This is a genomic window from Mesorhizobium sp. M0317, assembly GCF_040321555.1.
Classification (GTDB): Bacteria; Pseudomonadota; Alphaproteobacteria; order Rhizobiales; family Rhizobiaceae; genus Mesorhizobium.
The window spans coordinates 1-19,832 of record NZ_JAMYRV010000019.1 but is presented as its reverse complement, the minus strand read 5'-3'; the positions used below and the strand labels follow the sequence as shown (position 1 = coordinate 19,832).

Below are 19,832 nucleotides of genomic sequence, written 5' to 3'. Positions count from 1 at the left end.
ACACTCATCGCGGTGGGACGCGCGGATCGATGCGGGGGAACTCGATCTTGGCGTCTCGACCATCGGGCGCTCGCCGCCCGGAAACCCTGAATTCGCTTGCCCAGCCCTTTCGCCGAAGCGACGATCAAGCCGGCTTCATGCCTGCGGTCAGCGCAGGGCCTTTGCGGCATCGCCTTCCGCAGAGGCGGCCTGGACCGCATCGCCGGTCAGCTTGACCTTGAGATTCTCGGTCATGAACTGGGTGCCGGCGGCAACGACGACATCCCCCGGCTTGAGCCCGTCGGCGACGCTGACGCCGTCGGCGGTGAACTCCGCAACTTTGACCAGGCGCTCGTGCACCGTCTCGCCGGCGCGGTCGACGGTCCAGACAATCTTGCGACCATCCTTTTCCGCAAGCGCGCTGAGCGGGATCGACACCATCTCCTGCTTCTTGGCCACCGAGGCCTCGATGTTGGCGGTCATGCCGAGCAGCACGCGCGGGTCGTCGGGCAGCGAGACGCGGACGGCAAAGGTGCGCGACTGCTGGTCGGCGCTGCCGGCGACTTCACGCACTTTGCCGGAGAGCGCCAGCGCGTCATCGGACCAGAAGCTGGCCTTGACGTCCTTTCCCGGCTTGAAGGCGGCGATGTCCATTTCGGGAACCGCGATCAGCACTTCCTTTTCGCCGTCGACGGCGACGGTCATCACAGGCGTTCCGGCGCCGACCACCTGGCCGACATCGGCCGAGACCGCCGTGACGATGCCGTTCTCGCTCGCCTTGAGATCGGTGTAGACGACCTGGTTCTGCGCCTGGGCAAGGGTAGAGCGGGCGGCATCGCGCGTCGCTACCGCCTGGTTGTAGCTCAGCGTCGCCTGTTCGAGTTGCGACTTGGAGGTGAAGTTCTTGGCAAAAAGCTGTTCGGCGCGCTTGCGGGACAGATCGACCGTCTCGACCTGCCGCTCGGCGGCGTCGAGGCTGGCCTTGGCGCTCTTGACCGACAACTCATAGTCCGTGGGATCGATACGGGCTAGCACATCGCCTGTCGTCACATGCTGGCCGATGTCGACCAGGCGCTCAGTGACCTTGCCCGAGATGCGAAAGCCGAGGTTCATTTCGGTACGGGCTCGCACCGAGCCGGAATAGGTGAGTTCGCGACTCTTTTCGGCCTGGCCGATCTCGACCACCTTGACCGGACGGATGATGTCCTGGACCTCGGTCTTCTCCTGGCTGCAGGCGGCGAGCCCGAGCGTGGCGACGATCAGGCCGGCGACCGGCAGCTTGCGGATGATGGAACTGGACAAAGACACTTTCGTGCTCCCGACTGGAGATGAACGGTCGACACCGGCGCCCGGCGGGCGGCGGCTATTACTTCAGAGCCTTGATCGCGTAATCGATGAGATCGTCGGGCATCGCCCGATTGGTCTTGGCAAGGCACTGCGCCACCATTTGCGGGTGGCACAGAATGACGGTGGCGGCGCCGAAGCAGCGCGATGCGATGACCGGATCCTGGTCGGCAAACTCGCCGGCCTCGATGCCCTCGCGGATGACCTCGGCAAACAGGTCGTGAATGCTGTCGATATGCTTGTCGATGACGCCCCAGTCGCGCGCGCGCGCGACGATGACCATTTCGTGGACCTTCTGGTCGTCGAGCATGACTTCCAGCGTCATCTTGTACTGCGCATGCACGTAGCGGCGCAGCCGCTCCTCGGCGCTGATCGGCAACCGGGAAATCTCGTAGGCCATGTTGTAGCTGGCGAGGAGCATGCGGCCGCAAACGGCTTGGTGGATTTCGACCTTGGAGGCGAAGAAACGGTAGATATTGGCCGGCGACATGCCGAGTTCGCGGGCGATGTCGGCGACATTGGTCTTGCCGTAACCATAGTGCCGGAACAGGCGTTCGGCACAGTCGAGAATGCGGGTGACATTCTCCTGGCGGGTGGAGTCGGCCATTATGCTGGCGGCTTCGGACATGGCTCTCTGTCGATTTATGAGTGACGAATTTCAACTTTCGTCAGTCGTAAATCGAAAAGAGGGAAGTGTCAATGCGAATTCGACGTACGCGTATAATTTGGTGACAGATGGTGACAGAGGGTGTGCGCGAACTCGACCTTGCGCGTGCCGTTGCGCTCTGGAACTAAGATCCCTTCGCCATTTCCCGCAGCTGAAACTTCTGGATCTTCCCCGTCGATGTCTTCGGGATCTCGGCAAAAATCACCGCCTTCGGCACCTTGAAGCGGGCGAGCAGCGCGCGGCAGTGTTCGATGATCTCGGCCTCGCTTGCCACCTTGCCGGGCTTCAGTTCGACATAGGCGACCGGCACCTCGCCCCATTTGTCGTCTGCCTTGGCGACGACGCCGCAGGACGCCACGGACGGGTGTTTGTAGAGGGCTTCCTCGACCTCGATCGATGAAATGTTCTCGCCGCCGGAGATGATGATGTCCTTGGAGCGGTCCTTGAGCTGGATGTAGCCGTCGGGATGCATGACGCCGAGGTCGCCGGAGTGGAACCAGCCGCCGGCGAAAGCCTCGTCGGTCGCCTTCCTGTTCTTCAGATAGCCCTTCATGACGATGTTGCCGCGAAACATGACCTCACCGATGGTCTCGCCGTCGGCCGGCGTCTTCTGCATCGTCCCCGGGTCCATCACGGTCAGGCCTTCGAGTGCGGCATAGCGCACGCCCTGCCTGGCCTTTTTGGCGCTGCGTTCACCCTTGTCGAGATCGTCCCACGCGTTGTGCCATTCGTTGACGACCGCCGGGCCATAGGTCTCGGTCAGCCCGTAGAGATGGGTGACGGCAAAGCCGGCATCGGCCATGCCCGACAGCACCGCTTCCGGCGGAGGTGCTGCCGCCGTATTGAAGGTCACCGTCTGGGGGAACGTCCGCTTGTCCTCCTCCCTGGCGTTGATCAGCACCGACATGACGACCGGCGCACCGCACAGATGCGTGACGCCGTGGTCGGCGATGGCATCGTAGATCGGCTTCGGCCGCACCCATCGCAGGCAGACATGGGTGCCGGCCTGGACCGCCATCGTCCACGGAAAGCACCAGCCATTGCAGTGGAACATTGGCAGCGTCCACAGATAGACGGCGTGCTTGGCCATGCCGGCATGGATGGTGTTGGTGTAAGCCATCAGGGCAGCGCCGCGATGGTGGTAGACGACGCCCTTCGGGTTGCCTGTCGTGCCGGAGGTGTAGTTGAGCGAGATGGCGTCCCATTCGTCGTCGGGCATCGACCAGGCGTAGCCCTGGTCACCGCCGGCGACGAACCCCTCATAGTCGATCGCGCCGATGCGCTCGCCCTTGGGATAGGGTGCATCGCTGGCATAGTCGGGATCGTCATAGTCGATGACCAGCGGCTTCACCTTGGCCAGTGCCAGTGCCTGTTTGACGACAGCGGAAAATTCGCGGTCGACGACGAGCACCTTGGTCTCGGCATGGTCGAGCTGGAACGCGATGACGGCGGCATCGAGCCTTGTGTTGAGCGAATGCAGCACCGCTTTGGTCATCGGCACGCCGAAATGCGCCTCCAGCATCGGCGGCGTGTTCGACAGCATCACCGTGACGGTATCGCCCTTGCCGATGCCGCGCTTCGACAGCGCCGAGGCCAGCTTCAGCGAGCGCCGCCAGAAGGTGCGATAGGTGATGCGCTGGCTGCCATGGATGATGGCGACATGATCGGGATAGGTGCTTGCCGCCCGCTCCAGATAGGTGAGCGGCGTCAGCGGCTGGTGGTTGGCGGCGTTCTTGCCGAGATCGTGCTCGTAGGGACTGCCCATCCCGTGCTCCCCGAATTTTCATTGTTGAGAACTTCTAACCACAGGTTCCCGCCACGTCACCATCGGCGATTCCCGACCGGGCACATTTGGCGCAATGATCGTCCAGATTCGATGGCCAAAGAGGTATCGTGTACCCACGCCAATTTGACTTTTGTCGAGAGCCGTGAATAATGTCAGCCGAGGAGACGGCATGGCGATCCGACCGGCAGAACAGCTTATCCACAAGGCCGCATGGCTCTATTATGCCCATGGCCTGCGCCAGGACCAGGTCGCCAGCCAGCTTAACATTTCCCGCGCCTCGGTCGCCATGTATCTGCGCAAGGCGCGCGAGACCGGCATCGTCAACATCTCGACCTCGACGCAGCTGTTCACCGACGACATGCTGGCGCGCCAGCTCGAGGACGCGCTCAAGCTTGATGCGGTGTGGATCGCGCCGGAGAATGCCTATGTCGTCGACCCTTCGACGGACGTTGCGGTGCTGGCGGCGAGTGTCTTTCTCGAACTGGTCAAGAAGGGCGACCGTATCGGCGTCGCCTGGGGCCGCACCGTCTACACCATCGCCGACGTCATGTCCTATGCCGACCTGCAGGACGTCACCGTGGTGCAGCTTTGCGGCAATCTCGGCGCGCCCTATTCCTACCGTCCCGACCAGTGCACGATGGAGATCGCCCGGCGGCTCAACGCCAAGGGCCTCAATTTCTACGCGCCGCTGGTGCTGACGACGGAATTGCTGGCGCATGGGCTGCGCGCCGAACCGGTGATCCGCGAACAACTGGCCGATATTGCCAACTGCGATCTGGCGCTCTATTCGGTCGGCACGGTCGATGGCGACAGCCATGTCGTCAAATGCGGCGCGCTCAGCCCCGGCGAGATGGGGCTGTTGCGCGAAGCCGGCGCCGCCGGCGTCGTTGCCGGCCAGATCATCGATGCCGCCGGCAAGGCGCTCGACTGCAGCTACAACCGCCGCGTCATCTCGGCCTCGCTGTCGTCACTGCGCCAGATCGAAAAGCGGCTGATGGTGGTGCAGGAAGACAGCAAGTTCGAACCGCTGCTCGCAGCACTCGCCGGCGGACTCTGCACGCATCTGGTCGTCGGCGCCGGCATGGCGCGGCGGCTGCTCGAATATGCCGGAGCCAGCGCGGGGGCAAAAAAGGCTTCCTGACAAACGAAATCCTTGCAGCGGCGCATTGTCATCAAGGCGTCGCGGCACTCCTGTTCACAGCAACATCAAAGACAGCAAAGCGGACATAGCGACATGAAGAACCTTTGGAATGACGACGACGCGGAAAGACTGGTGGCCGACTATGCGAAAAAGGGCGTGGCCCGCGACCTCGCGTTGCGCGTCTACACGACCCGGCTGCTCGGCGGCGAGCCGCGGCTGGTGTTGCATGGCGGCGGCAACACTTCCTGCAAGACCAAGGCCACAGACCTCGTCGGCGACGAATGGGACGTGCTGTGCGTCAAGGGCAGCGGCTGGGACATGGGCGTCATCGAACCGCAGGGCCTGCCGGCGGTGAAGATAGGCCCGCTCTTGAAGGCGCGCGCGCTGGCCAGCCTCGCCGATGAAGATATGGTGGCGCTGCAGCGCGCAAACCTCATCGATCCCGGCTCGCCCAATCCGTCGGTCGAAACGCTGCTGCACGCCTTCCTGCCGCACAAATTCGTCGACCATACGCATTCCACCGCGATCCTCGCCATCGTCGACCAGGCGGACAGCAAGGCGCTGATCAAGACCGTGTTCGGCGACAAGATGGGGTACGTGCCCTATATCAAGCCGGGCTTCGACCTCGCCAAGGTGGCCGCCGATGTCTACGACGCCGACCCCAGCGTCGAAGGCCTGATCCTCGACAAGCATGGCATCTTCACCTTCGGCGACGATGCGAAGCAGGCTTACGACCGCATGATCCACTATGTGAACGTGGCCGAGGACTATGTCGCCAAGCACGGCAAGCCGAAGCCAGCGAAAGCCGCGCTGCCGGCCAAGCTCGCAACGCCGGCAGCGATCGCGCCGATGCTGCGTGGCGCGGTGGCGGTATCGCGTGGCGAAGGCCGCTTCGATCGCATGATCAGCGACTTCCGCACCTCGGATGCCATTGTCGATTTCATCAATTCGGCCGGCATCGCCGACTATGCCGCACGCGGTGTGTCGACGCCGGACCTGTCGATCCGCATCAAGACCGGACCGATGGCGGTGCCGGCGCCAGACGCCGACAAGGCCGGCGACTACAAGGCCGTCGTCAAGAGCCATGTCGATGCCTTCGCCAGGGACTACCGCGTCTATTTCGAAACCAACGATGCGCTGGACGACGTCCAGCGCACCATGCTCGACCCGATGCCGCGGCTGACGCTGGTGCCGGGCCTCGGCATGTTCGGCCATGGCCGCACGCTGAAGGATGCGAAGATCGCATCTGATGTCGGCGAGATGTGGATCGAGGCGGTGCGCGGCGCCGAGGCCGTCGGCAGCTTCCATCCTCTATCGAAGGCCGACCTCTTCCCGCTGGAGTACTGGTCGCTTGAGCAGGCCAAGCTCGCCTCCAACAAGCCGAAGCCGCTGACCGGCCAGGTGGTGCTGATCACTGGCGGCGCCGGCGCGATCGGTGCTGCGACGGCAAAGCTGTTCGCCGCCAATGGCGCGCATGCCGTCGTCGTCGATCTCGATGCGGCAAAGGCGGTGGAAGCAGCGAAGGCTGCCGGCAACAATTCGATCGGTGTCGGCGCCGATATCACCAATCCCGCCGAAATGCGCGCCGCCTTCGACAAGGCTGTCGCCGTCTATGGCGGCGTCGACATCCTGGTCTCCAATGCCGGGGCCGCCTGGGAGGGACGGATCGGCGAGCTCGACGACGCTCTCCTGCGCAAGAGTTTCGAGCTCAACTTCTTCGCCCACCAGTCGGCGGCGCAGAACGCGGTGCGCATCATGCTGGAACAGGGCACCGGCGGCGTGCTGTTGTTCAACACCTCCAAGCAGGCGGTCAACCCCGGTCCGAAGTTCGGCGCCTATGGCGTGCCCAAGGCGGCGACGCTGTTCCTGTCGAGGCAATATGCGCTCGACTACGGCGCGCACGGCATCCGTTCCAACGCCGTCAATGCCGACCGTATCCGCTCCGGCCTGTTGACCGACGCCATGATCGCCAGCCGTTCGGGCGCACGCGGCGTGTCGGAGAAGGAATACATGTCCGGCAATCTGCTCGGGCAGGAAGTGACAGCCGATGACGTGGCGCAGGCCTTCCTGCACCACGCGCTGGCCGAACGCACCACCGCCGATGTCACCACGGTCGACGGCGGCAACATCGCCGCGGCGCTACGTTAGACATGGACCTGGGGCGGTTTGTCGTTTCACCAAAACGGCGAACCGCTCTACTTCCCGGCCTTGACGGACTCCGGGCGGAAAACCGCTTTCGCACGTCGTGCTGAAAAACTGCTTCAACCGGTCGAAATCCCGCTCCAATCCTTTGTCTATTGCTCGACCAGTTTAAGGGGCGTCTCGTGTGTCGCATGCGAGCTCCAGCCCTGATCCTTGGTGGAGTTGTCGATGGGGCGAAAAGACTTCGTATCGGCGTGCTCTTCGGCGGGCGCTCCGCCGAGCATGAGGTTTCGCTGCTTTCGGCAACCAATGTCATGCGTGCTCTGGATCCGGCGAAATACGATGCCGTCCCGATCTTCGTCACCCGCGCGGGGCAATGGCTGCTGAGCCGCTTCGAGGATGGCGCGTTGGCAAAACCCGAGTCCGGCACAGAACTCTGCCTAGTGCCCGGCGGGTATGGGCGAATGCTGGCGATCCCGGCCAATAGCGCGCCTCACGACCTGCCTGATATCGATATATTGTTTCCGGTCCTGCACGGCCTGCATGGCGAGGACGGTTCCGTGCAGGGGCTGGCCGAGGTGGCGCGCGTGCCGCTCGCCGGCTGCGGCATCCTCGGTTCTGCCGCCGCGCTCGACAAGGATGTCGCCAAGCGGTTGCTGAAGGCGGCCGGAGTGCCCGTCGCGCGCTCGGTGACGATCGAGGACGGTGCAGTCCCTTCGCTGACCGTGCTGGAAGACCAGCTCGGCCTGCCGATTTTCATCAAGCCGGCGCGACAGGGTTCGTCGGTCGGAGTGGCAAAAGTCAACGGCAGCCAGGAATTCGAGCGGGCGCTTGGCGAAGCCTTCCAGCACGATCGCAAGCTGCTGGCGGAGGAGTTCATTCGCGGTCGCGAGATCGAATACAGCGTGCTGGAGAGCCCCGCGGGCGAACTCTTCGTTTCGCGGCCGGGCGAGATCGTGCCCGCGGAAAGCCACGGCTTCTACAACTACAACGCCAAGTACATCGACGAGAATGGCGCCGCATTGATAGTGCCGGCCGCGCTGCCGCAGGAGGTCGAGGCCGCCATGCGCGACATGGCGGCAAAGGCGTTCAGAGCAGTCGGCTGTGACGCCATGGCGCGTATCGACTTTTTCCTGATGCCGGACATGACATTCGTGATCAACGAGCTCAACACCATTCCCGGTTTCACCGACATCAGCATGTACGCCAAGGCGATGGCGGCAAGCGGCGTCAGCTATGCCGAAGTCATCGACCGGCTGGTGGCGCATGGCCTGGCGCGCGCCGGGCGATCATGATGCAGGGGTGCAGATTCCTAACAAATATTGTTAGATCTGGTTGGATGCATTATGGTGTGGGGATGAAAACGAACCCATGCGCACCCTGACCATATCCCTTACCCCGCAGCAGTCGGCGCGCCTGCAGAGGGCCATCGAAGGCGGCGGTTATGCTTCCAACAGCGAGATTGTCCGCGACGCCCTGCGCTTGTGGGAGCAGCGCGAGGAATTGCGCACGCTCGAACTCGAGCACTTGAAGCGGGCCTATGCCGACGGCATGTCCAGCGGCAAGCCGGTGGACGTCGACCCCACCGAGTTCATTCGCAGCCTGAAGGCAGAACGCCGCGCCCGTGGCTAGCCATCGGCTCACACCGCGCGCTTCGCAGGATTTGCGAGACATCTGGCACACCATCGCCGCCGCCGACAATGAAAAGGCAGCAGACAGACTGTTGATGCGCACGAAAGACTGGAGCTGCGGCGCAGCACCCCAAGATGGGCAGCGCACGGCCCGAGTTAAGCGCAACGGCCCGCGTGCTCGTCGAAGACCGCTAAATCATCATCTACGAGCCGCAGCCCGATGGTGTTATCGCTGTGGCGATTGTCCACGGGATGCGCGATCCAGACCAATGGTTGTAGGCCGGCAGGCTTACCATCAATATGAAAAGAGCGGCCCATAGCCGCCCTTCGCATCTATCAGACGACCGATCCTACTTCGCGTTCGGGTTCGGCATCCAGGCCGGCATGGCGACATCGGCATGGGCGAATTGCGGCAGCTTGGCCGACAGGTCTTCCATGTTCTTGATGTCCTTGTCGATCAGGTCCTTCTGGGTGATCAGCGTCGGCGGCACGATGACGTTGTGGCCGGGATCTTCACCGGCGAGCAACTGCGCCAGCGCGCGCACCGAGACCTGGCCGACGACGGCCGGATTGGTGGCGGCGGTGGCCGCCCAGGCGCTGTCGGTTTCGCGCATGGCCGCGATGTCGGAGGTCGAGATGTCGGCGGAGTAGATCTTGATCTTCTTGTTCAGCCCCGCCTCGTCGACGGCGATCTTCACGCCCTTGGCGAATTCGTCATAGGGGGCGAACATCACATTGATATCGGGATGCGCCTGCAGCACCGAGCGCGCCTGGTTGGCGACCGAGTTGGCGATCGGATTGTCGAGCGTGCCGAACATCGCGACTTCCTTGATGCCGGCATATTTCTTCTTCACGTCGACCCAGGTCTCGTTGCGACGGTCGAGCGGGGCGATGCCGGCGACATAGACATAGCCGGCGTTCCAGCTCTCACCATTGTCCTTGACCGCCTGCTCGAGCGCCAGACGGGCTAGATCCTTGTCCGACTGTTCGATCTGCGGGATTTTTGGATTTTCGACATTGACGTCGAAGGCGACGACCTTGATGCCGGCATCGACCGCGCGCTGGGCGGCATCCTTCATCGATTCCGTCAGGCCGTGCTGGATGATGATGCCCTGCACGCCGAGCGCGATGGCCTGGTCGACCATGTCGGATTGAAGGGCGGCATCCTGGCGGCTGTCGAGCACGCGCAGATCGATGCCGAGCGCCTTGGACTGGGACTCGACGCCCGAGAGATAGGCCTGGAAGAAATCGCCGGTCGAGAGATAGCGCACCAACGCGATCTTGACGCCGGGCTTGTCGAACGGCGCCGGCTTGTCGGCGGCAAATGCCCCCGGCATCAGGATTGTTGCGCCGGCCAATCCGAGCGCGACCTTCCCCAGAAGTCTTCTTGTGATGTTCATTTTGTTTCCTCCACTTGTTGAACCCAAAACTGTTCCGGCAGCCGTTCTATCTCCTGCCCCGGCCGGAAAGGGCGAAGGTAAAGACAAGGGCGACGACGAGAACCACGCCCTTGACGAAATCCTGCGTGTAGTAAGGCGCGTTCATCATCGTCAGGCCTTGCAGCAGGATGCCGACGAACAGCGCGCCGATGGCGGTGCCGAAGGCGTTCGGCTTGGCGGCGCCGAGCACCGCGTAGCCGATCAGCGCCGCGGCAACCGCATCGAGCAGCAGATTATTACCCGAGGCGATGTCACCGCGTCCAAGCCGTGCGGCGAGCAAAATGCCGCCGATCGAGGCAAAAACTCCTGAAATGACGTAGGCCCAGATTTTGTATGCCTTGACAGGCGCACCGGCGAGTTCGGCGGCCCGTTCATTGCTACCCACGGCATACATCATGCGGCCGAAGCGCGTGTATTCGAGGAAGAACCAGATCAGCACGGCGAGCACGATGAGCACGACCACCGACACCGGAATGAGGTTCGGGATGAAGAAGTCGAAGCGGTGGCGGCCGAGCGCCAGGAAGGCATCGGAGAATTTGCCGTTGGCGACCGAGCCGTCAGGCATGGTCATGCCGGTGGCGATGGAGCGCCCTTCGGTCGGTATGCGCTGCAGGCCGACGAGCAGGAACATCATGCCGAGCGTCGCCAGCAGATCGGGCACGCGCATATAGACGATCAGCCAGCCATTGATGAGGCCGACTATGGCGCCGATGAGCAGGCAGACGACGACCGCGACGACAACGTTTTGCTCCAGCACCACCATGACATAGGCGGCCGCCATCATGGCCGACGTGGCAACCGAGCCGATCGACAAATCGAAACCGCCGACGACCAACGTCGCGGTGACGCCGAGCGCCAGCACGCCGGTGATGGCGACCGACTGGAAGATGAAGACGGCGCTTTGCGGCGAGACAAACCCGTCGGCGGCGATGGCGAAATACGCGATCAGGCCGAACAAAAGCACGATGAACCCATAGCGGATGGCGTAGTCGCGCAGCGTCATTCAGCGCCCGCCGTAAATACCCAACTCAAACCCGTGCACTCCATTCCAATCCTCAGTTCTTCAATCATCGCGGCTCAGGCCGCGCTGTGCACCGGTCCACCGGCGACTTCGGCCAGCAGACGGTCGAGATCGACATCGGCGTTGCGGTGTTCGCCGACGATGGTCTGCTCGGACATCACCAGTATGCGATCCGCCGTCTCCAGCGCCTCGTCGAGTTCGGTGACGAACAGCAGCGTGGCGCGGCCATTGGCGCTTGCCCTCAGCTTGGCGGCGATGTCGCGCCTGGCCGAGATATCGACGCCCTGGAACGGTTCATCGAGAATGAACAATCGGGCGTCCTGCGCCATCCAGCGCGCGACCATCACCTTTTGCTGGTTGCCGCCTGAGAGCGTTTGCATTTCGTCCTTCTCCGAGCGGCAGACGATGCCGAGCTCGTCGATCTGCCGACGGGCAGTAGCGCGCTCGAGACCACGCTTGAGAACGGCAAAACGCGACATCCGCTTGTGGAAGGGCAGGCTGATGTTTTCCTGGATGTTGAAGCCGCCGACGATGCCGTTTTCGCCACGGTCCTTGGCGACCAGGAACACGCCGGCGGCGATGGCTTCGCCCGTCGATCCAGGCGCGTAAGGTTTGCCGTGCAAAGTCATGCTGCCGGACAGCGGCTTGCGCAGGCCGAACAGCGTCTCGGCGAGTGCTGTCTTGCCGACGCCAACGAGGCCGGTGATGGCAACAACCTCGCCGTCGCCGAGCGTCAGCGAGAATGGCCGGGCGCCTGGGGCGATGCGCAAGGCATCGACGGTCAGGATCGGCTTCGCAGAACTCCTGGCTTCGATACGGTCGAGATGGATCTTGCGGCCGAGCATGGCGTTGACCGCGCCCTCATAGTCGAGCGGCTTTTTGTCGAAGGTGCCGCTAATGGCTCCGTCGCGCATCGAGACGATGCGGTCGGCAAGCCGCCTGATATCCGACATGCGGTGCGAGATGTAGAGGATGGCCACACCTTGCTCGCGCAGCCGGTCGAGCAGGGCGAACAGCCGGTCGGCCTCGGCGCTGGACAGCGATGAGGTCGGCTCGTCGAGGATCAGCACTTTCGGCTGATGCGCCATGGCGCGCGCGATCGCCACCATCTGGCGATCGGCCAGCGACAGATCGCTGATGCGTGCCTTGAGATCGATGGCGAGCCCCATGCGGTCGGCGACAGCTTTGGCCTCGCGACGCACGCGGCCCGGATTGAACAGCAGCGGCGCGCCCTTGCCGCTCAACCGATCGAGCGTCAGGTTGGTGGCGACATCGAGATCGGCGACGACGCCGTCATTGATGTTTTGGTGCACGGTAACGACACCGGCGCGGATCGCCTCGGCCGGCGTATTGGGCGCGAAATCATGACCAGCGAGGCTCATTGTGCCGGCAGCGTGGTCGTAGACGCCGCTGATGATCTTGACGAGGGTGGATTTGCCGGCGCCGTTGGCGCCCATCAGCACGGTGATCTCACCGGCATGCAATTCGAGCGAGACGCCGCCAAGCACCTCGATATGGCCGAAGGACTTCCTCAGCCCGTCCACGCGGAACACGGCATCATTGCCCATTCGTTCCTCCCTGACGATGAGGCTATGGGCTGCGTCATCAATTGTCAACTCGATTGACAATTGCCAGTCAGCTTCCTAGCTTGGCCTCACCGCCGTCGCTCCACTATGATTGGAGCGAGCAAGCGGGGGGGTGAGGAATGACTGCGAAATTGCCGTTCGAAGCACTGTCGGTGGAGACGCTTGCAACGCGCCTCGGTACGAACGAAGCGCTGTGCGCCAAAATCGGCAAGGGCCCTTGGAAGGTGCGCGAGGTCGGCGACGGCAATCTGAACCTCGTCTTTATCGTCGAAGGCGGCTCGGGTGCGGCGGTCGTCAAGCAAGCCCTGCCCTATGTTCGCCTCGTCGGCGACAGCTGGCCGCTGCCCTTGAAACGTTCCTTCTTCGAATATCACGCGCTGACGCGGCAAGAGGCGCGCGCGCCGGGTTCGGTGCCGGCGATCCTCCATTTCGACGAAGCCCAGGCGCTGATCATCATGGAATATCTGGCGCCGCCGCACATCATCCTGCGCCGTGCCCTGATCGACGGCCGCGAGTTGCCAAATATCGCCCGCGACATCGGCCTGTTCATGGCCCGCACTTTGTTCCGCGGCTCTGATCTCTCCATGCCGACCAAGGACCGCAAGGCCGACCTGGCGCTGTTTGCCGACAATGTCGAGCTCTGCGGCATCACCGAAGACCTGGTGTTTTCCGATCCCTATTTCGACGCCAAGCTGAACCGGCACACCTCGCCGCAGCTCGACGGCCTTGTTGCCGAACTGCGTGCCGACCGCGACCTCAAGGTTGAAGCGCAGCGGCTGAAGCATATCTTCGCCGCCAACGCCGAGACGCTGCTGCATGGCGACCTGCATTCGGGCTCGATCATGGTCACCGACACCGAGACGCGGATGATCGATCCGGAGTTCGCCTTCTACGGTCCGATGGCCTTCGATGTAGGCATGCTGCTCGCCAATTTCTGGATGTCCTACTTCTCGCAGCGCGGCCATGAACACAAGGGCAAGCGTGACGCCATGCGTGCCTATCTGCTCGGGGTGACCAACGACACCTGGACGGTGTTCCGCGCCGAGTTCTCGCATCTATGGCGCACCGAGCGCACCGGCATGCTTTACCAGAAGAGCCTGTTCGAGGATCAGGGCGACATTCTCGCCTCGGAGCAGGCGCTCGACCATGTGCTGCACCAGATCTGGACCGACCTGCTCGGCTTTGCCGGCATCGAGGTGCACCGGCGCATCCTCGGCCTCGCCCACAATGCCGATTTCGAGACCATCGAGGACGAGGATCTGCGAGCCTCCTGCGAGGCCAAGGCGCTGAAATTCGGCCGTCACATCGCCGTCAACCGGCGCCAGATTCACGGCATGGACGAGGTCAATAATCTGGCCGCTTTGATCGAACGGGAGAGCAGGATTTGAACGTCGGCGAGCGCCACTACCGCACCATCTGGCTGAGCGACGACCAGCGTTCGGTCGAGATCATCGATCAGCGCTGGCTGCCGCACGAGTTCCGGGTCGAGACGATCGGGAGCGTTGCCGGCATCGCCACCGCGATCCGTGACATGTGGGTTCGTGGCGCGCCGCTGATCGGCGTCACCGCGGCCTACGGCGTCGCCATCCAGATGGCGGACGATCCGTCTGACGAAGCGCTCGACGCGGTCTGGGAGACGCTGCACAAGACGCGGCCGACTGCGATCAATCTACGCTGGGCGCTGGACGAGATGCGGCGGTTCCTCAGGCCGATCGTATTGGGACAGCGCGCGGAGGCGGCCTATAAGCGCGCTGCCGAAATCGCCGACGAGGATGTCGATCTCAATCGCGCCATCGGCGAGAACGGGCTTGCCATCATCAAGGAGATCGCGGCACGCAAGAAGCCGGGCGAGCCGGTCAACATCCTCACCCATTGCAACGCCGGTTGGCTGGCGACGGTCGATTACGGCACCGCCACGTCGCCGATCTATCTCGCCGTCGAGGCCGGCATTCCGGTCCATGTCTATGTCGACGAGACGCGCCCGCGCAACCAGGGCGCCCAGCTGACCGCCTGGGAGATGGCCGGCCACGGCGTGCCGCACACGCTGATCGTCGACAATGCCGGCGGCCATCTGATGCAGCGTGGCGCGGTCGACATGGTGATCGTGGGCACCGACCGCACCACGGCCAATGGCGACGTCTGCAACAAGATCGGCACCTATCTCAAGGCGCTCGCCGCCTCCGATAATGAGGTGCCCTTCTACGTCGCTCTGCCCTCGCCGACCATCGACTGGACGGTGGGTGATGGCCTGACCGAAATCCCGATCGAGGAACGCTCCGGTGACGAGGTGTCGCTGGTCTGGGGCAAGACGGCGGACGGCAAGATTGCGCAGGTGCGGGTTTCGCCCGAAGCGACGCCGGCGGCCAATCCGGCGTTCGATGTGACGCCGGCACGGCTGGTGACGGGGCTGATCACCGAGCGCGGTGTGGCCAAGGCTTCGCGCGAAGGGTTGAAGGCGATGTTCCCCGAACGCGGATAACCTCCCCCCTTGAGGGGGAGATGTCGCCAAAGGCGACAGAGGGGGTCGGCGCGTCCTGACGCGACCTCCCAGCACCGACAGATGATGCTAGCGCTCCAGTCGAACCGACCCCCTCTGGCCTGCCGGCCATCTCCCCCTCAATGGGGGAGATTAGCGCCTCACCGGCTGGCTACCGGATTTCAGCCCTGCAACAAGAATTGCGGCCTCGATGGCCGCTGACGGTTGCGGTTCTGGCGAAATCCGGCCAGAAGCATCTGGCCGGCAACCGGCCGGCCCGCGACGTTGCGCTTGAAACCAGATACGGGAGACTATTGGGTGGCTCGCATAACACTGAGACAATTGCTCGATCACGCCGCCGAGTACGGCTACGGCGTACCCGCTTTCAACATGAACAATATGGAACAGGGCCTCGCCATCATGGAGGCGGCCGAGGAGACCAAGTCGCCGGTCATCCTGCAGGCAAGCCGCGGCGCCCGCGCCTACGCCAATGACGTGGTGCTGGCCAAGCTGATCGACGCGCTGGTCGAAATCCACCCCGACATCCCGGTGTGCATGCATCTCGATCATGGCAACAACGAAGCCACCTGCGTCACCGCCATCCAGTACGGCTTCACCTCGGTGATGATGGACGGCTCGCTGAAAGAGGACGGCAAGACGCCGGCCGACTATGCCTACAATTCCGGCATCACCAGGCGCGTCGTCGACATGGCGCATTGGGGCGGCGTGTCGGTGGAAGGCGAGATCGGTGTGCTCGGTTCGCTTGAGAGCGGCGGCGGCGAGCAGGAGGACGGCCACGGCGTCGAAGGCGCCATCAGCCACGACCAGCTCTTGACCGATCCGGAACAGGCGGTCGAGTTCGTCAAGGACACCCATGTCGATGCGCTGGCTGTCGCCATGGGCACCAGCCACGGCGCCTACAAATTTTCGCGCAAGCCGGACGGCGCGGTGCTGGCGATGAACGTCATCGAGGAAATCCACCGCCGCCTGCCCAACATGCATCTGGTCATGCACGGCTCGTCCTCGGTGCCCGAGGACCTGCAGGAAATCATCAATAGATATGGGGGCCAGATGAAGCCGACCTGGGGCGTGCCGGTGGAAGAGATCCAGCGCGGCATCAAGCACGGCGTGCGCAAGATCAACATCGACACCGACAACCGCATGGCGCTGACCGGCGCCATCCGCAAGGTGCTGACCGAAAACCCGAGCGAGTTCGATCCGCGCAAATATCTGACGCCGGCGATGGCGGCGATGCGCAAGCTGTGCAAGGAGCGCTTCGAGCAGTTCGGCACCGCCGGCAATGCCCAGAAGATCAAGCCGCTGCCGGTAGCTGAGATGGCCAAGCGGTACAAGTCGGGCAGCCTTGATCCGAAGTTTGGCTAGGGCTCTTAATGGATAAAAAGGCCGGGCGCGAAAGCGGCCCGGCCAAAAGAAGGTCAAGAACCTTCAGAGGGGAACACCGCTCGGTGGAATGGGAGGAAACCGCCGAACGATAATTCCTGTATGCGCGTATTCGCGGCAGATGGCGACGAACAGCTTTCTAAAACAACGCGAGATTCGGAAATTTCGTTCTCGTTTTGAAAGATTCAGCCGGCTGAGGCACCGGTTTCCAGGAGATCGGCGTAGTGCCGGCGCGCCACGTCGGGATGCGAGCGCAGGCGGCTCTTCAGCACATTGGTGCCGACATTGCGAAACAGCGGGTTGTCGGGATCGCTGGCCGGCCCCCGCGCCTCGGCCGCCAGATCCTCGGGCAGGTCGAGCAGCGGAATCGTGGCGTCGAGCCGGGCGCTGAAGAAGAACGGGACCGAGACGCGCTCGACGCCGGCCGGCGGTGTCACCACACGGTGGACTGTCGCCCGGAGATAGCCGTTCGACGCCAGTTCGAGCAGTTCGCCGATGTTGACCACCAGCGTGTCGGGCAGCGGATCGACGTCGACCCAGGCACCGTCATATTCGACCTGCAGCCCCTTGTTCTCGTCCTGCAGCAGAAGCGTCAGGAAACCGCCATCCTTGTGCGCGCCGACGCCCTGGTCGTCGCCTGTGGCGTCGCGGCCGGGATAACGCACGATCTTCATGCGATGGTTGGGCTCGGCCCGGTAGATCGGATCGAAGGCGTCCTCGGCCTGGTCGAGCGACAAAGCGAATGCCCTAAGCAGCCGGATCGCCACCGCCGTCGCCTTGGCCTGCCATGCGAGTAGCGCCGGCTTCAGCTCCGGCAACGCCGCAGGCCACTGGTTCGGCCCCTGCAGCCGCGTCCAGGCGGGCACGCCGGGTCCCTGCGCGATGGTCGGGCGTTCTACGCCGATATCGAGCTGTTCGCGCCAATCGGCCTTGCCTTTAGTCAGTTCGCCGCCGGCGCGCGTATAACCGCGGAATTGCGATGACTTGACCATTTCAATTGCCAGTTTGTCGGCTTCCGGCAAGGCAAAGAACCGGCGCGAGGCGTCGAGCACTTCTGCGGTATCCGCAGCCGATATGCCGTGGCCGGTCAAATAGAAGAAGCCGACATCGCGCGCGGCCGTGCGCAGGTCGAAGAGAAACGTTCGCCGTTCCGAAGCGCCCTGTTCGAGGCGGCCGAGATCAAGCACGGGTACGATCCTGGGCATGGTCAAGCTCCTTGTTTCGCTGTCACGGTGGCACGCAGGCCGGTCCGATCAAAGCAACGCGCAATCCAATCTCGGCGCCGATAGAGAAAGCCGGCGCTGCGTTTGGCAGCCTGCCGGCAAATAACGTTCGTGGCCGCTCATCCGCGCCGGTCCAGCCTGGCGACCAGCCGGTCGCCGACCCACTGGATGCCGCAAACGAGAATGATCAGCACAATGACCACGGCGACCATGACGCTGGTCTCAAAACGCTGGTAGCCATAGCGGATGGCGAGATCGCCGAGCCCGCCGGCGCCGATGGCGCCGGCCATGGCCGAGGCGCCGATTAGCGTTACCAGCGTCACCGTGAAACCGGCGACGATGCCGGGCAAAGCTTCGGGCACCAGCACCTCGCGGATGATCGTCCAGCGATTGCCGCCCATGGCGCGCGCCGCCTCGATCAGGCCGCGATCGACCTCGCGCAGCGACACTTCGGCGATGCGGGCATAGTAGGGCGTCGCCGCAATCGACAACGGCACGATCGCCGCCCAGGTGCCGATCGAGGTGCCGACGATCAGCCGCGTCACCGGGATCAGCGCCACCAGAAGGATGATGAAAGGCACCGAGCGGAAGCCGTTGATGACGGCGCCGAGCGCGCGGTTCACCCACAGGCTTTCGGCAATGCCGCCGCGCTCGGTGGCAATCAATGCCAGGCCGAGCGGCAGCCCGAAGACGAGCGAGATGAGGCCCGATGCCGCCGTCATCAGGACCGTCTCCCAGATCGAGCGCAGCAGAAGTTCAAACAGAACCGGCGACATGGCCAAGCACCTCCACCCGTGCGTCGCGGGCCTTCAGGAATGCGATTACTTTCGACAGATGTTTCGGATCGTTGCCCGCGACCGCAAGGAACAGCGTGCCGACCGGCTGCTGCTGGACATGGTCGATGCCACCATGGACGAGGCGGAACGGCCCCGGCACCGCCACCGCAAGATCGGACAGCAGCGGACCGCGCGCGGCCTCACCTGCGACGTCGACCCTGAGGATGAGCTCGGCGCCGCCTCCGGGAGCAAGCCGGCCGGCAATCTCGGCCGGCAGTTGCGGGCGGATGCCGCCGAGCAGGCTCCTGGTGATTTCGGAACGCGGCTCGGCAAAGACCGACCACACCGGGCCTTGCTCGACGATGCGCCCGGCATCGATCACCGCGACGCGGTCGGCGATCGAGCGGATCACCTCCATCTCGTGGGTGATGAGCAGGATGGTGAGGCCGAGCTGCCGGTTGATGTCTTTCAGCAAGGCCAGGATGGAGCGCGTCGTCTCCGGATCGAGCGCTGAGGTCGCCTCGTCGGACAGCAGCAGCGCCGGCCGCGCGGCCAGCGCCCTGGCGATGCCGACGCGCTGCTTCTGGCCGCCCGACAGCGAGGACGGATAGGCCTTCGCCTTCTCCGACAGGCCGACGAGGTCGAGCAATTCGGCGGCGCGCGCCAGCCGTTCGGCCTTTGGGCGGCCCTCGATCTTCAGCGGCAGCGCGACATTGTCCTCCACGGTCTTGGCCGACAGCAGATTGAAGTGCTGGAAGATCATGCCGATGCGACGCCGCAGCGGCTGCAATTCACGCTCGCCGAGCCGGCCGATCTCGCGGCCCTCGATGAAGACGTCGCCGGAGTCCGGCCGCTCCAGCCCGTTGAGGCAGCGGATCAGCGTCGACTTGCCGGCGCCGCTGCGGCCGATGATGCCGAGGATCTCGCCCTTGCGCACCGTCAGCGAGACGCCGTCGAGCGCAGGCGTCGCGCCGAAGCGGCGCTTGAGGTCGACCAGGCGTACGACATCTTCCTGCCCGGCCGATATATTGACCGGACCGGATGCTTCGGCCGTGACGTGCTGGTTCATCTCACTGTCCGTTTCGACGCTCGACAAATGCGACGGCGGCCCCCCCAACAACCGGCCCCCCCCGACAGGCAACCACGCCCCCAACCAAATGCGCGGGACCCCGGGGCCGTGTTTAAAATTTTGAAAAACCCCGATAGCGCCCCCGTGTGGG

General features: G+C 63.8%; 16 protein-coding genes. 7 read left to right on the top strand and 9 right to left on the bottom strand.

Annotated features, from left to right (window positions below):
* Positions 1-147: 147 nt before the first annotated feature.
* The 3 genes from NKI88_RS15380 to NKI88_RS15370 form a co-directional block, all read right to left on the bottom strand.
* On the bottom strand, positions 148-1,287 hold the full coding sequence (locus tag NKI88_RS15380; RefSeq protein ID WP_023692166.1) for an efflux RND transporter periplasmic adaptor subunit: 1,140 nt from the start codon (positions 1,285-1,287) through the stop codon (positions 148-150).
* A 58-nt stretch (positions 1,288-1,345) separates the two neighbouring features.
* The gene (locus NKI88_RS15375; protein ID WP_352655966.1) at positions 1,346-1,951 is read right to left on the bottom strand and encodes a TetR/AcrR family transcriptional regulator; all 606 of its coding nucleotides are present in this window, start codon (positions 1,949-1,951) and stop codon (positions 1,346-1,348) included.
* A 163-nt stretch (positions 1,952-2,114) separates the two neighbouring features.
* Entirely contained in the window at positions 2,115-3,755 is a 1,641-nt protein-coding gene (locus NKI88_RS15370) for an acyl-CoA synthetase (RefSeq protein WP_352655964.1), read from the bottom strand.
* A gap of 190 nt (positions 3,756-3,945) precedes the next feature.
* On the opposite strand from NKI88_RS15370, the gene NKI88_RS15365 reads away from it, so the two are divergent.
* From NKI88_RS15365 to NKI88_RS15350, 4 genes are all read left to right on the top strand, one after another.
* Positions 3,946-4,917, top strand: a complete 972-nt coding sequence (locus tag NKI88_RS15365; protein WP_352655962.1) for a sugar-binding transcriptional regulator — start codon at positions 3,946-3,948, stop codon at positions 4,915-4,917.
* A 93-nt stretch (positions 4,918-5,010) separates the two neighbouring features.
* Complete coding sequence (locus NKI88_RS15360) at positions 5,011-7,065, top strand: bifunctional aldolase/short-chain dehydrogenase (protein WP_352655960.1); 2,055 nt, start codon at positions 5,011-5,013, stop codon at positions 7,063-7,065.
* 185 nt (positions 7,066-7,250) lie between these two features.
* Positions 7,251-8,354 carry a D-alanine--D-alanine ligase family protein gene (locus NKI88_RS15355; RefSeq protein ID WP_352655958.1) on the top strand — a complete coding sequence of 368 codons (1,104 nt, stop codon included), beginning with the start codon at positions 7,251-7,253 and terminating at the stop codon, positions 8,352-8,354.
* Positions 8,355-8,430: 76 nt separating this feature from the next.
* Positions 8,431-8,691 (top strand): type II toxin-antitoxin system ParD family antitoxin, encoded by a 261-nt coding sequence (locus NKI88_RS15350; RefSeq protein ID WP_352655956.1) that lies wholly within the window; start codon positions 8,431-8,433, stop codon positions 8,689-8,691.
* A 349-nt stretch (positions 8,692-9,040) separates the two neighbouring features.
* On the opposite strand, the gene NKI88_RS15345 is transcribed toward NKI88_RS15350, so the two are convergent.
* The 3 genes from NKI88_RS15345 to NKI88_RS15335 form a co-directional block, all read right to left on the bottom strand.
* A complete protein-coding gene (locus tag NKI88_RS15345; RefSeq protein WP_352655954.1) occupies positions 9,041-10,090 on the bottom strand; it encodes a substrate-binding domain-containing protein in 1,050 nt (349 codons plus the stop codon).
* Positions 10,091-10,136: 46 nt separating this feature from the next.
* Positions 10,137-11,132, bottom strand: a complete 996-nt coding sequence (locus NKI88_RS15340) for an ABC transporter permease (RefSeq protein ID WP_352655952.1) — start codon at positions 11,130-11,132, stop codon at positions 10,137-10,139.
* Positions 11,133-11,206: 74 nt separating this feature from the next.
* Positions 11,207-12,718 (bottom strand): sugar ABC transporter ATP-binding protein, encoded by a 1,512-nt coding sequence (locus tag NKI88_RS15335; protein WP_352655950.1) that lies wholly within the window; start codon positions 12,716-12,718, stop codon positions 11,207-11,209.
* 137 nt (positions 12,719-12,855) lie between these two features.
* On the opposite strand from NKI88_RS15335, the gene mtnK reads away from it, so the two are divergent.
* The 3 genes from mtnK to fba all read left to right on the top strand — a co-directional run bounded on the left by mtnK (position 12,856) and on the right by fba (position 16,595).
* A complete protein-coding gene (mtnK, locus tag NKI88_RS15330) occupies positions 12,856-14,124 on the top strand; it encodes an S-methyl-5-thioribose kinase (RefSeq protein ID WP_023704828.1) in 1,269 nt (422 codons plus the stop codon).
* Entirely contained in the window at positions 14,121-15,215 is a 1,095-nt protein-coding gene (gene mtnA / locus NKI88_RS15325) for an S-methyl-5-thioribose-1-phosphate isomerase (RefSeq protein ID WP_023668575.1), read from the top strand. The genes mtnK and mtnA overlap by 4 nt, the downstream gene beginning before the upstream one ends.
* Before the next feature lie 315 nt (positions 15,216-15,530).
* Positions 15,531-16,595: a class II fructose-bisphosphate aldolase gene (fba, locus tag NKI88_RS15320; protein WP_023687044.1), complete on the top strand. Its 1,065-nt coding sequence runs from the start codon at positions 15,531-15,533 to the stop codon at positions 16,593-16,595.
* Between the two features lie 203 nt (positions 16,596-16,798).
* Here fba and NKI88_RS15315 read toward each other — a convergent pair whose 3' ends face one another.
* The 3 genes from NKI88_RS15315 to NKI88_RS15305 all read right to left on the bottom strand — a co-directional run bounded on the left by NKI88_RS15315 (position 16,799) and on the right by NKI88_RS15305 (position 19,681).
* Positions 16,799-17,818 (bottom strand): isopenicillin N synthase family dioxygenase, encoded by a 1,020-nt coding sequence (locus NKI88_RS15315; RefSeq protein ID WP_352655948.1) that lies wholly within the window; start codon positions 17,816-17,818, stop codon positions 16,799-16,801.
* 137 nt (positions 17,819-17,955) lie between these two features.
* Positions 17,956-18,612, bottom strand: coding sequence for a methionine ABC transporter permease (locus tag NKI88_RS15310; protein WP_023668578.1), 657 nt, complete (start codon positions 18,610-18,612; stop codon positions 17,956-17,958).
* Positions 18,593-19,681 (bottom strand): methionine ABC transporter ATP-binding protein, encoded by a 1,089-nt coding sequence (locus NKI88_RS15305; protein ID WP_352544864.1) that lies wholly within the window; start codon positions 19,679-19,681, stop codon positions 18,593-18,595. Before NKI88_RS15305 ends, NKI88_RS15310 begins: the two co-directional genes overlap by 20 nt.
* Between the last annotated feature and the right edge of the window lie 151 nt (positions 19,682-19,832).